Here is a 13424-nt window from a genome sequence, read left to right on the forward strand (position 1 = left end):
GCTCATCGATGCGTCCCCGATCACGCCGCCAGGCCGAGCTCGGGCACCGCGCCGAAGCGCCGCGCGCGGGTTGGATCCTTCAACAGGAAGTGCGACAGCGCCGGGATCAGGATCAGCGCGCCGGCCATGTTCCACACGAACATGAAGGTCAGGAGTATCCCCATGTCGGCCTGGAACTTGATCGGCGACCAGATCCAGGTGACCACCCCGGCGGCGAGCGTCACGCCGACGAGCGCGACGACCTTGCCGGTGAATTGCAGTGCGCTGCGGTGCGCTTGCGCAAGCGAAGCGCCCGTGCGCTGCTGCGCGAGCTGGATGGAGAGCAGATAGAGCGCGTAATCGACGCCGATCCCGACCCCCAGCGCGATGACCGGCAAGGTCCCGACCTTCACGCCGATCCCCAGCACCACCATCAGCGCCTCGCACAGGATCGAGGTCACCGCGAGCGGCACCACCGCGACGACGACCGCGCGCCAGCTGCGGAAGGTGACGAAGCACAGCACAACCACCGCCGCATACACGTAGAGGAGCATCGTGCGGTTGGCTTCCCGCACGACGATGTTGGTCGCCGCCTCGATGCCGGCCGAGCCCGCTGCGAGCAGGAACTGGCGCTCGGGGGTGCTGTGCGCCTCGGCGAATTGCGCGGCGGTGGCGACGATGGCGTCGAGCGTCTCGGCGCGGTGGTCGGTGAGGTAGGCGATCACCGGCATCACCGAGCAGTCGTTGTTGAAGAGGTCGGGGTTGTTGACGGACGCCTGCTGCGCGCCGTAGTTGAGCACGTCCTGGTTGCGCGCGAGGGTGAGCCACTTCGGGTTGCCTTCGTACGAACCGGCGGTGATCTGGCGCACCGCATCGCCGAGGAACACCGTCGTCTGCACCCCGGGCAGCTGCTGCAGCTGCCACGCGAGGCGGTCGGCTTCGACGAGGGTCTCGTACTTGAGGCAGCCTTCGGCCGCGGTCCTGACGATCACGGCGAACTGGTCGGACGAGAGCGAGTAGTTCGCCGTGATGTAGGCGTTGTCGCGGTTGTAGCGCGAGTCGGCGCGCAGCTCCGGCGCGCCCGGCTCGAGGTCGCCGATCTTGAGCTCGAGGCTGACGACGAAGCCCGCGACGGTGAGCACCGCGGAGACCGCGATCGCGCCGATCGCCCAGCGCCGCTCGGTGAAGCGCTCGAGCCAGCGCCACAGGCCCGCGCCCGTGCCGTCGGCGGCCCCCGACTCGGCCACGAGACTGCGCTCGGCCGCCCGGGCGCTCACGCCGGTGTAGGACAAGAGCACCGGCAGCAGGATCAGGTTGGTGAAGATCAGCACCGCCACGCCGATGCTCGCCGCGAGCGCGAGCGCCTGGATCACCGGGATGTCGATGACCATCAGCACCGCGAAGCCGACCGCGTCGGCGACCAGCGCCGTCATGCCAGCGAGAAAGAGCCGGCGGAAGGTGAAGCGCGCCGCGACCAGGCGATGCGTGCCGCGGCCGATGTCCTGCACGATGCCGTTCATCTTCTGCGCGCCGTGGCTGACGCCGATCGCGAAGATCAGGAACGGCACGAGGATCGAGAACGGGTCGAGCTCGAAGCCGAGCGCGGCGATGAGGCCCATCTGCCACACCACCGCGATCACCGAGCAGGCGACCACCAGCGCGGTGCTCCTCAGGCAGCGGGTGTAGAAGAAGATCACGAGAATCGCGATCAGCGCGGCGATCGCGAAGTAAGCCATCACCTGGCTCACGCCGTCGATGAGGTCGCCGACGAGCTTGGCGAAGCCGATGATGTGGATGCGGATTTCGGGGCCGCCCGAGCCCGCCGCGCGCTCGAACCTCAAACGGATGTTCTCCTCGAGGTTCCGCGACAGCGCGCGGTAGTCGATCGCCGCGCCCGTCGCGGGATCCTTGTCGAGCAGCGGCACGAAGATCATGCTCGATTTGAAGTCGTTGCCGACGAAGCGCCCGACGATGCCCGAACGGGCGATGTTGAGCTTGAGCTCGCCGGTCGCCTGCGGCGAGCCGTCGTAGGAATCCGGCATCACCGGCCCGCCCTGGAAGCCTTCCTCGGTGACTTCGGTCCAGCGCACCGACGGCGTCCACAAGGATTTCACCCACGCGCGATCGACGCCGGGCGTGAGGATGAGCTCGTCGCTGATCTTCTTCAGCGTCTCCTGGTAGGCCGGGTCGAAGATGTCGCCGCTCGGGCTCGCGACGACGACGCGCAGCACGTTGCCAAGGCCGCGCAGCTCCTTGCGGCTCTCGAGGTAGTTCTGGATGTAGGGCTGGCTCTGCGGCAGCATGCTCTCGAAGCTCGCGTTCAACTGCAGCTTCATCGCGCCCACCACGGCCAGCACCACGGTCACCACGGCGCAGATCACGACCACCGCGAGGCGGTGGTTGAAGATCAGGCGCTCGAGGGCATTGCCGGAGTTGCGGTCGAACTCCGAGAGGGCACGCACGACGGGCGTGCGGTCATGCGAATCGAATGCGACGGCCATCGCGTCGGTCTCCTGTTAGCGAAGCGTCTGGACGCGCACGCCGCGGGCACCCGCGACGACCACCGCATCCGTGCCGAGGGGTTGCACCGCCGACGCCGGGGCGGCGCGCTCGAGCTTGAGCGGCGAGAAATGCTCGCCGCCATCCGTGCTCACCAGCAGCCGCCCCGCCTGGCTGGCGAGGATCACGCCCTGGTCGCCTACGGTCGCAGCAGCCGTCAGGCCTTCCTGCACGCCGGTGTCGATCTTGTGCCAGGTCCGCCCGCTGTCGGTGCTGCGGAACGCGTTGCCGCGCAGCCCGAAGACGATCACCGCGCCTTTGGCGGGCGCGACGCCGAAATAGGTGCCCTGGTAGGGGGTCTGCAGTGCGCGAAAGACGCCCGCCGCGGCATCGAGGCGCAGCACGAGGCCCTGCTCGCCGGTCGCGAACACTTCGCCCTCGGCGCCGCGGATCGCATAGAGGTGCAACGCCTGCGGGTTCTCGGTGCGGTCGAGCCACGGCTCCCAGTGCTTGCCGCCGTCCGTGGTGCGCAGGATCAGGTTGAACGCGCCGACGACGAAGCCGTTGTGCTCGTCGGCGAACCACACGTCGAGGAAGGGGTTCTCGGCGCCCTGCGCGGCGAAGCGCTCGGCCTCACTGACCCACTTCGCGGCCTCGTCACCGGACTGGGCCTTGTAGTACTCGACCATCATGGTGCCTACGGCACGCCCGTCGAGCTGCTTGGTCCAGCTCGCACCGGCATCATTGCTCGCGAGCACGACGCCGTCGTGCCCCACCGCCCAGCCGGCTCGCGCCGTCGGGAAGCTCACCGCGACCAGATCCGAGCTGACCGGCACTTTCGCCTGCCGCCAGCTCTTGCCCGCGTCGTCGGAATACACGACGTGGCCGCGCTGGCCGACGCCGACGACACGCTGGCCGGCGAGCGCCAGGCCGTTGATGAGCCCCCTGGCCGCGAGCTCGCTCGTCATCGCCGGGGTGTCGAGCACGTCCTGGAAGCCGGCCGCGGGGGCGGTCGCCGGCAGCGTCAGCGCGAGCGCAAACAGGGCGCCGCCAAGTCGGTGCGCGTTCATCGTTGCTCCTCCGTGGGGTCGGAAAGGCCGGGCGGGCGGCACAGCGCCCTGCCCGGCTCGAATCATTGTTGTTGTGGTTTCAGCGGATGCCCGCGCCGGCGAGCGAATCCGGCGACCACTCGCGATCGGTGAGCGGCTTGGTCTGGCGCATGCCGCCGGTCTCGGCACTGAAGCCGGTCAGCGAGTAGATGCCCGCGACCAGGTCGTAGTGGCCGAACATGTCGGTGTAGGGCGCCGGCAGGTCGTAGCTCGGGGCCATGTAGGCGAAGCCGGCGCGGTAGAGCTGGCCGCGGGCGTCGTACTGGTCGGAGGCGAGCGCCGCCCACGAGTCCTCGTCGAGGTAGAAGGTGCGCTTGCTATACACGTGGCGCTTGCCTTCGCGCAGCGTCGCCTCGACGACCCACACGCGGTGCAGCTCCCAGCGCACCAGGTCCGGGTTGAGGTGGTTGGGCTTCACGAGCGCGTCCTGCTTGGCCTGATACACCGCGGTGTAGGCGTTGTACGGCACGATCATCTCCTTCTTGCCGACGAGCTTGAAGTCGAAGCGCTCCATCGAGCCGATGAAGATGAAGATGTCGTCGAAGGTGTTGCCCCCCGCCGTGCCCGGGTTGGGCGTGTCGTGCGAGAGATCGGGGGCGACCTTGACGCGCCGCTGCCCCGGCAGGTAGGTCCACGCACGGCGGTCCTTGGTGCCGATGTCGAGCGGATCGACGATCAGGAGCGCCTCGCCCGCGCGCCGCGCCGGACCCGTGTAGGTGTTCTTGATGCGCCAGTAGGTCTCGGCCGAAGTCTTGCTCGCATCCCAGAACGGGAACTCCTGGACGTTCATGCCTTCGGTGGCGAGCGTCGTGCGCCCGCTCGCGTCGACGTTGAGGTTGCGGTACTTCACCTCGTAGGCCTGGCCGTTGTAGCGCACCAGGTGGTTCCACATCGCTTCATAGCCGGTCTTGGGGATCGGGAAGGGGAAGCCCGCGTGCGCGCCTTCGATCGAGCGCCCGTCGTTGTGGGTCTTGGCCTGCGTCGCGATCTTCGCGGTGTTGTCGGCGATGAACTTGGGGAAGGCGACGCTGCGGTGCGTCGGATAGACGTCCACGCGGAAGCTCGGATACTTCTGCAACAGCGCCTTGGTCCCTTCGGTGAGCTTGTCGGCGTGCTGCGCCATGTTCTTGGCGTCGATCACGAGCCGCGGCTTCTCGGCGCCGAAGGGGTTCGGGCGGATGCCGTCGCCCGGCTTGAAGCCCGCCGGGGGCGTGGTGAGCCCGCCGGTGTATTCGGGGATGGTGCCGTCCTGGTTGCCGGCGCGCTCGGCGCCGACCGCAGTGAGCGTGGTGCCGAGCTTCTTCGCCTCTTCGGGCGTGATCGCGGCCAGGGCCGCCCCGCTCAGGGCCAGCGCGAGCGCCGCCGGCAGCAGTGCTTTCGTGAATTTCATGGGGTCCTCCTCCTTAGAAGGTCGTCTTCAGCGTCAGGCTCACGAAGCCGCGATCCTTCAGCAGCGTGGTGAAGCCGTTTTGTGTCGTCACGGCGGTGCCGTTGTCGCGGTACTTGCCGAAGTAGTCGATGTACTTCAGGTCGATGCGGTACTTCTGGAACACGTCGGCCGAGAGGCCCACGCTGTAGTTGCCGTTGCCTTCGTTGCCGCCGAACACCGTCGCGGCGTTGCCGGACAGACCCAGCGACATCGTCATCGGCGCCGACAGATCGACGCCCGGCATCACCTGGTACCAGGTCGGCGTGAAGGCGACGCCAAGGCCCCAGAAGTCCTTCGTCGTGCAGCCGTCCCACTTGTCGAGGTCGCGCGGGCGCGTCGTGCCGTTGGCCTCGCACGGTGCGAAGCCCACCGCGTTGAAGAGGTTCTCGCCGCTACGAACCTTGTCCCAGCGGCTCCACGTGAGCTCGGCGGCCCAGCTCGCCTGGTCGAAGAGCGGCGTGTCGGGGATCAGGCCGAGCACGTTCACGAGGCCGTGGAAGGTGTCGCCGCGCGGGCCGCTGGTGTCGCCGCGGTCCGGGAGCCCCGTCGCCGAGATGCCGAGCACCTGCGCGTTGAGCGGCGTGTTGCGCCGGTACGAGAGCTCGGCGCCGACGCTCACGCCGCCGATGTTCTTCGCCAGGCTGACGCCGAACAGGTCGATGTCGTCGGCGTAGATCAGGTTGTACCGGGAGACGCCGGGGCCGACCCGCGTGAGCAAGGTCTGCGGCAGCTTGTCGGCGTAGCGCCGGTAGTAGAAGCCGAGCGTGCCGTCGAGCGCCTCGGGGGCCCAGCGCAGCGACACGCCGTATTCGCCGCGGTCCTTCGGCTCGAGCGCATCGCCGTTGGTCGCGAAGCCGAGCGCCGGGCTGAGGAACTGGCGGTCCGGGCCGTTGAAGGCGAAGTCGACCGGGCCGAGGTAGGTGCCGCCTTCGGGGTAGCGGTAGGCCTCCCACTGCAGGAAGTACTGCGCGGCGACCGACAGCGTGTCGGTGACCTGCGCCTGGGCCGAGAGCTGGTTGAGCGGGCGGAAGAGCTCCTTGGCTTCGACCCCAGGGGTGGCGAAGCCCTTTTGCAGGTCGAGCGGCATCTGCGCATAGGAGACGCTGTGCAGCGCGCCGCCGAGGAACAGCGACTCGCCCCAGAACACCGAGTGCCGGCCCGCCTTCAACCGCACCGGCACCTCGCCCGCGTCGAAGTTGGCGAACGCGAACGCGTCAAGGAGCTCCCCCGACGGGCCGTGGTAGAGCCGCTTGGTGTAGCGGCTGTACTGGTGACCCTCGTAGCTCGGGATGTTCACGAGCGGCGCATTCGGGTTCGAGCGGCTGTCGTCGTCATAGGCCGCGTCGTACCAGCCGGTGGCGCTGACGCGAAAGCCGGTCTTGCCCTGGTACACCACGTCGAGTTCGGACAGCAGGTCGAAGCGGTTGGCGACGAAGTCGCCGTTGTCGAAGCTGTACGTGCCTTCGTCGGTGACCGCCGAGCGGCCGAACTTGTCGTCGCGGCGCTCGACGCGCGTCGCAATGTTGTAGCGCACCGTGTTGTCCCAGCGCACCTGCAGCTCAGCGCTGCCAGTGTCGAACTCGAACGCCACCGCGTTGCCGCCCATCGCCAGCAGCGCTGCGGCTACCGCGACCGCGATGCGCCCACGCGCAACGCCCTCCCCTTGTCTGCTCATCTCCATCGCCTTCAGCCCCTCTTTTATCGTTGGCTTGATCAATTTCGCCTGCTCCGGCACCTGCCCACCGGATGCGATTCATTGTGCGCATCGCCGGAAGCTCTTTCACCCCCCTGCGAAGAGGGGTAAAGAGCACCAAGCAAGACCCGACGCGTGCGCGCCGGTTTCTCATTGCTTCGTGAAACAGCAGTTGGGAATTGAGGCGACGACCGCGAGAATTTCATCGCCGCGCAGCGCCGTTTTTATAGTTGGAACGAAGAGGCGATTTCTTATTTATAGTCGTGGATACGAATCGCCGTCTTGGGACATTGTCCAATTCGTGGGTTCGCACTGCAGCTCGAGCCGCGCCACAATAATGTAATGCACGAGCGGATTGAAAAGGCGTCGCGCGACATCGAGGGCCGAACCATGAAACGTCAGGCAATGCCGACCGGGGCACAACCTGGACCTCAAGGTCATTGCCGAAGGCGTCGAGAGCAGAGCGGTATGGGACCGTTTGACCGCGCTGGGCTGCGACACCGCACAAGGCTATTTCATCAGCAGGCCCATTCCCGCAGGAGAGTTCGCCAAATGGGAAAGTGAATCCTGTTGGCATGCGCAGCACTAAGTCTGGCAGATCCCGTCGGCGCTTGCGCAGGTGCCCGCGAACCCGCGACGCCCCCCTTTGCCGAGGGGGTGGCAGGGCATTCCGACGGGACTAGAATCGGCCGCGAATCATCTCCCGTCGACGGAGAGCCGGATGCAATTCCCGGGTCGCGGACGGCTACTTGACGTCCGTCTGAAACGGGTACGCCTCGAGAACCCGATTCGCCCAGCTTCCAGGAGTCACCATGTATCGCCACCTTCTCGTGCCCATCGACGGTACCGACCTCTCGACGGAAATCTGCAGCAATGCGGTCGAATTCGCCCGCACCCTCGGCGCCCGCATCACCTTCTTTCACGCCCAGGCGGACTATGCGGCGGCGCTCGACGGCGAAGCCGAAATCGTCCGCCTCACGTCGCCGGAAAAGTTCGCCTATGCCTTCGAGGGCCGCGTGCGCGAACTCCTCGCGCAGGCCGAGGCCGCAGCGCGCGCTTTCGGCGTTCCTTGCGGTTCGTCGACTGCCGTCAGCAATTCGCCATCGCGCGCAATCATCGCCGCGGCACGCGAAGCCGACTGCGATCTGATCTACATGGCCTCACACGGCCGACGCAGCAGCATCGGCATGATGCTGGGATCACAGACGCTGAAGGTCCTGGTCAATGCCGGCATGCCGATGCTCGTTGCCTCGACGTCCAACCCGGGCGCGCCGTCGCAAGCGACAGACGTCATTCGCGAGGAGCACCGTTCGCTCGCCGCCGTGCTCCACGCGCTGCTGAATCTGCTCGACAGCGGACAGGACTTGCACGTGGCGCCTCAAGCTGAACTCCTGCGCCTGATGATGCACTACATCGAGGGGTTTTCGACGACCCAGCATCACCCGAAGGAAGAGGAATACCTCCTGCCCAAACTGCAGGCGAGATCGTCGCGCTACGACGCGGAACTCGCGGAGCTTGGTCAGAGGTATGAACATGACCGGCGACTGGTCGGCGAACTCGCAGCATCGGTCGAACGACTTCTCGTCGACAAGGGCGACCTTGTCGAGACAAAGGACACGGCGACTCGCTACGAACAATCCCTCTGGCAGCACATGGAACGCGTCGAACGGGTAATTCTGCCCGCGACCCTGTGCCATCTGACGCCCGAGGACTGGGAAGGGATCAATACGGCGTTTTCGGATAACGGCGATCCGCGTTTCAGCCGAAACAGCAGGACGGAATTCCGCCGCATCTTCTCGCGCATCGTGAATCTCGCCCCCTGGAACGCAGCGGACAAATAGCCGAATTTCGTGCGGCACAGCGTTGCGTGAAATCCAGGCGTGCTCGGGAGTCAGCCGATGCTCAAGGGACTCATGCAGGATGCCCCCCTGCTGGTATCTTCTCTGATCGAACATGCGGCAAGGTGTCACCCCGATGCGGAAATCGTTTCGCGGACGGCGGAAGGGACGATCAATCGCTGCACCTACCAGGACGTCGGCCGACGGTCGAAAGGACTCGCGACGGCACTGCTCGGCCTCGGCGTCGGGCCCGGTGAACGAATCGGGACCCTGGCGTGGAATGGATATCGTCATATGGAGATGTACTACGGCGTATCCGGCATCGGCGCCGTTCTTCATACCATTCATCCGCGGCAATTCCCGGAGCAGCTCGAATACGTCGTCAATCACGCCGAAGACCGGCTCCTGTTCTTCGACGTCACCTTTGCGCCGCTGGTGGAACGCCTGGCGCCACTCCTCAGGACGGTCGAGCACTTCGTGGCGATGACCGACCGCAAGAACCTTCCACTGAGCGACATTCCGAATCTGCTGTGTTACGAAGACCTGATCGCCGACCGCGGCAAAGACTTCGCATGGCCTACCTTCGATGAAACCTCGGCCTCGTCGCTGTGCTACACCGGCGGAACCACGGGAACGCCCAAGGGGGTCCTGTATTCGCATCGATCGACTCTGCTGCACGCCTTCGCGCTATGCGCGGCCGACAGCATGGCCCTTTCGGCCAATGAGGTCGCGTTGCTTGCGACGCCGATGTTCCACGTCAGCGCCTGGGGCGTTCCCTACGCGGCGGCGATGTGCGGCATGAAGCTCGTGCTGCCGGGGCCGGCCAATGATGGCAGGAGCCTGTACAGCCTGATGCGCGATGAACGGGCGACCCTCGCGCTCGGCGCTCCCAATGTCTGGGAGCCGGTATTCGCCCATGCCGATGCCACGCATCGAAATCCCAGGAAGGACCTTTGTCTGCGGCGGGTCATCGTCGGCGGAGCTCCGTTGGGCAGCGAGCTGACGGACCAATTCGCGTCGAGGTTCGGCGCTACCGTCACGCAGGTCTGGGGGATGACGGAAACCTCGCCGATCGGCGCCGTTTGCGCCCCCCTTCCGAAGCATGCCGGTGCGTCGGGGAATCCGGCGGCAGCGCCGGGAACCACGCAGGGCCGCTCGCCGTTCGGCATCGAAATGCGCATCGTCGACGACGCCGGCCGGAAGCTGCCGCACGATGGGCAGACGAAGGGCCACTTGCTCTTGCGGGGCCCTTGGGTCGCCGCCGGTTACTTCGGATCGACGGACGCGTCGCTGCTCGACGCGGACGGATTCTTCGATACCGGCGATATCGCAACGATCGACCAGGATGGCTATCTGCAGGTCACCGACCGAGCCGCCGATGCGATCAGATACGGCGACGAATGGATGTCTTCGGGCGAACTCGAAACGCTCGCAGTGGCCCACCCAGGGGTTTTCGAGGCCGCGGTCATCGCGCTTGCCTGCGCACCATCGCGCGAGCGTCGGCTTCTGGTTGTTCTGAAGAGAACCGATTTCGAATTGAGCCGGGAGGACATGCTCGAATACCTTGCAGCCAGGCTCGACCGGTGCTGGTTACCGGACGACGTGGCCTTCGTGGAGCATCTTCCGCATACGGCGACCGGAAAGGTGCGCAAGGGGCAGTTGCGGGAGATGTTCGCCAATCACAGCTGGCCGACGGACCGCGCAGTCCCGACCATCTGACGGGGGGCTCAAGAAAACGCCGGGCCGTCCCAAGTTTTCTTGCCCCCCTCGGGGGGCGGAAACGGCAAAGCCGTTTCCTGGGGGGCTCAGTAGGGATCGTTGAGGATGCCGAGCATACGGGCGCGGTCGACCACGTGCCGTCGCGAACCCGCGCTGAACTTGACAAAAAGATTCTTGACGTGCCATTTGACGGTCTCGTCGCTGATGCTCAGGGCGCTCGCGATCTGTTTGTTCGACAGATTGCGCCCGAGCAACTGAAGAATCTCTTCCTCCTTCGCGGTCAGCAGCCCCCCCGTCCGGACCGCATTCGCATTGGTGGGGGGAACGGTGGGCCTGCGCGGCGGAACAGGAGGACTTTCGGGGACGATCTCCTTCGCGACCGCATCCTCACCGTCTCCCTCGAACGCCAACGGCCGCAGGTCCTCGAGCGCGCGTCGCATTCCGAAGACTTCGGCGAGGCCCACCGCCTCGTCCAGCCGGGATCGCCATTCCAGACCACGACGCCTGCGTACGAGCGCGAGGAGGAACTTGGCCTCCACGCCTTCCCGCCCGCGGCGCAGCTTGTCGGTCTCGTCGTGCAGGGGTTATCGCTCGTCCGCGGCACCACGTAGCCGTAGGACGGCTTGAAATAGTGGTTGATCGCGTTGGAAGTCGCGCGCATCGTGTCGCAGGTGTAGAAGGTGACCACCTGGTCGAGAGCGTCGTGAAACGGGTCCTTGGTGCGGAAGTGGCCGATGACGCTCTTGCCCGCCGCGCACTTGTCGTTCATGCGGAACTTGACCACCTTGCCGGTTTCCGGATCGACCTGGATGGCCTTGGCGTCCTGGCCGCCGATGTCGATGATGGTGCGGGTGCCGGCGTTCAGGTAGTGGGCGCCCATGGCGTGGCAGGAGATCTCGGTGAGGATCTCACTGGGCACCGTGTCGAATTTCAGCGCGATCCGGCCGTAGCCCGTACCGACGATGAAATCGATGTCTTCCATCGTGATATTGGCGTTTTCGTACAGCTCTTCCAGCAGTTCCTTGGCCGTATCCTGCAGGCTTCCGGGCAGCTCGAAAGCCGTCGCGGGCGGCTGGAGTGCAAGGCGCACGGAACACGGGACGCGAGACATATCAAATCGATAGGCGAGCATCCGAGCACCGCGCAACGCAGCAATCCGGCCGCGCGGCAGGGTTTTCGAGCTGCCCTTTCGTCAATGACCGGCGAGCGCAATGATCATCCCCCCAGACGAGGGGGGTGCCCCCACCGCATACCCATGCTCATCATGGTCATTGCCACACTCCGGCAAGGACACTTGTCAACGGCCGCACGGCTCCTTGCACCGATTCGCTCGGCAACGACCCAGGATGAAAGGAAAAACATGGATCGCTTCACCATCAAAGGCAAACTGGTCTTGCTGGCCTTGTCGTCCCTGGCCATTCTCGGACTGGTGGGCGCCACCGGCTGGTTCGGGGTCGTGCGGCTCGGTAACTCGCTGGACACGGTCAGCGCACGCATGTGGACCGCCAACGTCCTGACGGGCATCCGGCTGGCGCAGCTGAATTCGGCCAGCGAAAGCGTCCGCGCGGAGTTCGCCAAGTTCGATGCCCTGGCCGACAAGGGCGACGCACTGCAGGAAGTGAATGGTTTCTATGCGTACGCCCTCGGCAAGAAGCAGGAGCTCCACCAGAAGGCCGAACAGTCCTACGAGGCCTATGCGCGCCTGCCCAAGACCGCTGCGGAGGACGCCCTGTGGCAGGCCTTCCAGGCCGACTGGAAAGCCCACGAGGAAACCACCGAGGCGTTTCACCGACATCTGAAGCTGTTGGCAACCCTCGACGACTGGAACCGGGTGCCGAACGAGCTGAGTACCCTGAGCTTCCAGGAGGACGACTGGCTGCACAGCACCAGAAAGGTGGCTGACCACCTCGACAAGCTCCTCGAACTCAACCACGCGGCCTCCGAAGAGACGCGCAAGAACGGCGAGCTCGCCAAGGCGACGGCAATGGGCATCATCGGCGCCATCGTCGCCGGCGCCATCGTTGGCCTGGCAGCCCTGGCCTGGCTGATCGTGCGCGATGTCGTGGGTTCCCTGGAGCGGATGCGCCAAGCCATCGCCCACGTGGCGGCGAGCGACGACTTCACGGCGCGCATCGCGGTCAAGGGCAAGGACGAGGCGGCGCAGACGGCCCTGGCGTTCAATGTACTGGTCGCCAAGATGCAGGCCTCGCTGCACGAGGTGCTGAAAAACGCCGAGAAGATTTCGGAGGCGGCGCAGCACACGCTGGGCGCCGCCCGGCGGATGTCGGAAGCCTCGTCGACGCAAAGCGGCGAGGCGGCGGCCATGGCGGCGGCCATCGAGGAGATGACCACCAGCATCCAGCACATCGCGGGGAGCGCCAGCGACGCCCGGTCGCGGGCCCGCGACGCCGGCGCGGGGGCGGAACAGGGCAAGGACATCATCGCCCGCAGCGCCGGCGAGATGGACCTCATCGCCGATTCTATCGGCCACGCTGCAGACACCATCGGCGAGCTTGGCCGGCAGTCCGAGCAGATTTCTCACGTCATCCGGGTCATCGACGATCTGGCGGACCAGACCAACCTGCTGGCGCTGAACGCGGCCATCGAGGCTGCGCGGGCCGGCGAACAGGGCCGCGGCTTCGCGGTGGTCGCCGATGAAGTGCGCAAGCTGGCCGAGCGCACGACCCGCTCCACCGAGGAGATCACGCGGATGGTTCAGGCTATGCAGACCTCGGCCCGCAATGCGGTGACCGGCATGGGGTCGGTGACGGCGAAAGTGAGCGCCGGCAAGGATCTGTCGGATCAGGCGGCCGGTCGCATGAACGGCATCCACGCCGACGCCACACAGGTATCGGACGCCATCAACGAGATATCGGCCGCCCTCCATGAGCAGGGCAGCGCGGCCGAGGAAGTCGCCCGCCGTGTGGAGGTCGTGGCGCAGATGAGCGAAGGCAACTGCAACGCCGCCAACGAAACCGCTGTCATTGCCGGCGATCTGAGCGGTCTGGCCGGGGCCCTGCGCGCGTCCGCCAATCGCTTCAAGGTATGAGCAACTATCTTTCGCCGTGCACGAAAATAAACTGCCGGCTCATACCCGACTCGGGGCTCTGCCCTACCCCGCACCCTCCTCTAGCTGGGGGGGAGAAAGTCCTCCTCCA

Annotated in this window: 10 protein-coding genes; 4 read left to right on the forward strand and 6 right to left on the reverse strand. The window is 66.0% G+C overall.

The annotated features are described in order from the left end of the window. Nucleotides 1-20 precede the first annotated feature (20 nt). From pbN1_RS01105 to pbN1_RS01120, 4 genes are all read right to left on the reverse strand, one after another. Nucleotides 21-2480, reverse strand: coding sequence for an efflux RND transporter permease subunit (locus pbN1_RS01105; protein ID WP_169202695.1), 2460 nt, complete (start codon nucleotides 2478-2480; stop codon nucleotides 21-23). Between the two features lie 15 nt (nucleotides 2481-2495). Then, nucleotides 2496-3548, reverse strand: coding sequence for a WD40/YVTN/BNR-like repeat-containing protein (locus tag pbN1_RS01110; RefSeq protein WP_169202694.1), 1053 nt, complete (start codon nucleotides 3546-3548; stop codon nucleotides 2496-2498). Between the two features lie 79 nt (nucleotides 3549-3627). After that, nucleotides 3628-4977: a DUF1329 domain-containing protein gene (locus pbN1_RS01115; protein WP_210147627.1), complete on the reverse strand. Its 1350-nt coding sequence runs from the start codon at nucleotides 4975-4977 to the stop codon at nucleotides 3628-3630. 13 nt (nucleotides 4978-4990) lie between these two features. Then, the gene (locus tag pbN1_RS01120; protein ID WP_244857092.1) at nucleotides 4991-6691 is read right to left on the reverse strand and encodes a DUF1302 domain-containing protein; all 1701 of its coding nucleotides are present in this window, start codon (nucleotides 6689-6691) and stop codon (nucleotides 4991-4993) included. A 442-nt stretch (nucleotides 6692-7133) separates the two neighbouring features. Between pbN1_RS01120 and pbN1_RS01125 the strand changes: the two genes are divergently transcribed. The 3 genes from pbN1_RS01125 to pbN1_RS01135 all read left to right on the forward strand — a co-directional run bounded on the left by pbN1_RS01125 (nucleotide 7134) and on the right by pbN1_RS01135 (nucleotide 10266). After that, the gene (locus tag pbN1_RS01125) at nucleotides 7134-7298 is read left to right on the forward strand and encodes an EAL domain-containing protein (RefSeq protein ID WP_169204033.1); all 165 of its coding nucleotides are present in this window, start codon (nucleotides 7134-7136) and stop codon (nucleotides 7296-7298) included. Between the two features lie 223 nt (nucleotides 7299-7521). Then, on the forward strand, nucleotides 7522-8550 hold the full coding sequence (locus pbN1_RS01130; RefSeq protein ID WP_169204027.1) for a universal stress protein: 1029 nt from the start codon (nucleotides 7522-7524) through the stop codon (nucleotides 8548-8550). Between the two features lie 57 nt (nucleotides 8551-8607). Further along, nucleotides 8608-10266: a long-chain-fatty-acid--CoA ligase gene (locus pbN1_RS01135; RefSeq protein WP_169204028.1), complete on the forward strand. Its 1659-nt coding sequence runs from the start codon at nucleotides 8608-8610 to the stop codon at nucleotides 10264-10266. Between the two features lie 86 nt (nucleotides 10267-10352). Here the strand turns inward: pbN1_RS01135 and pbN1_RS20630 are convergent, their stop codons facing one another. Together pbN1_RS20630 and pbN1_RS20635 are read right to left on the reverse strand one after the other, a co-directional pair. After that, nucleotides 10353-10520 (reverse strand): helix-turn-helix transcriptional regulator, encoded by a 168-nt coding sequence (locus pbN1_RS20630; protein WP_244857093.1) that lies wholly within the window; start codon nucleotides 10518-10520, stop codon nucleotides 10353-10355. Between the two features lie 26 nt (nucleotides 10521-10546). Then, a complete protein-coding gene (locus tag pbN1_RS20635; RefSeq protein ID WP_244857094.1) occupies nucleotides 10547-11398 on the reverse strand; it encodes a BadF/BadG/BcrA/BcrD ATPase family protein in 852 nt (283 codons plus the stop codon). A gap of 228 nt (nucleotides 11399-11626) precedes the next feature. Between pbN1_RS20635 and pbN1_RS01150 the strand changes: the two genes are divergently transcribed. After that, complete coding sequence (locus pbN1_RS01150; protein ID WP_169204029.1) at nucleotides 11627-13315, forward strand: methyl-accepting chemotaxis protein; 1689 nt, start codon at nucleotides 11627-11629, stop codon at nucleotides 13313-13315. Nucleotides 13316-13424: the final 109 nt, after the last annotated feature.

This window comes from Aromatoleum bremense (assembly GCF_017894365.1).
Lineage (GTDB): Bacteria > Pseudomonadota > Gammaproteobacteria > Burkholderiales > Rhodocyclaceae > Aromatoleum > Aromatoleum bremense.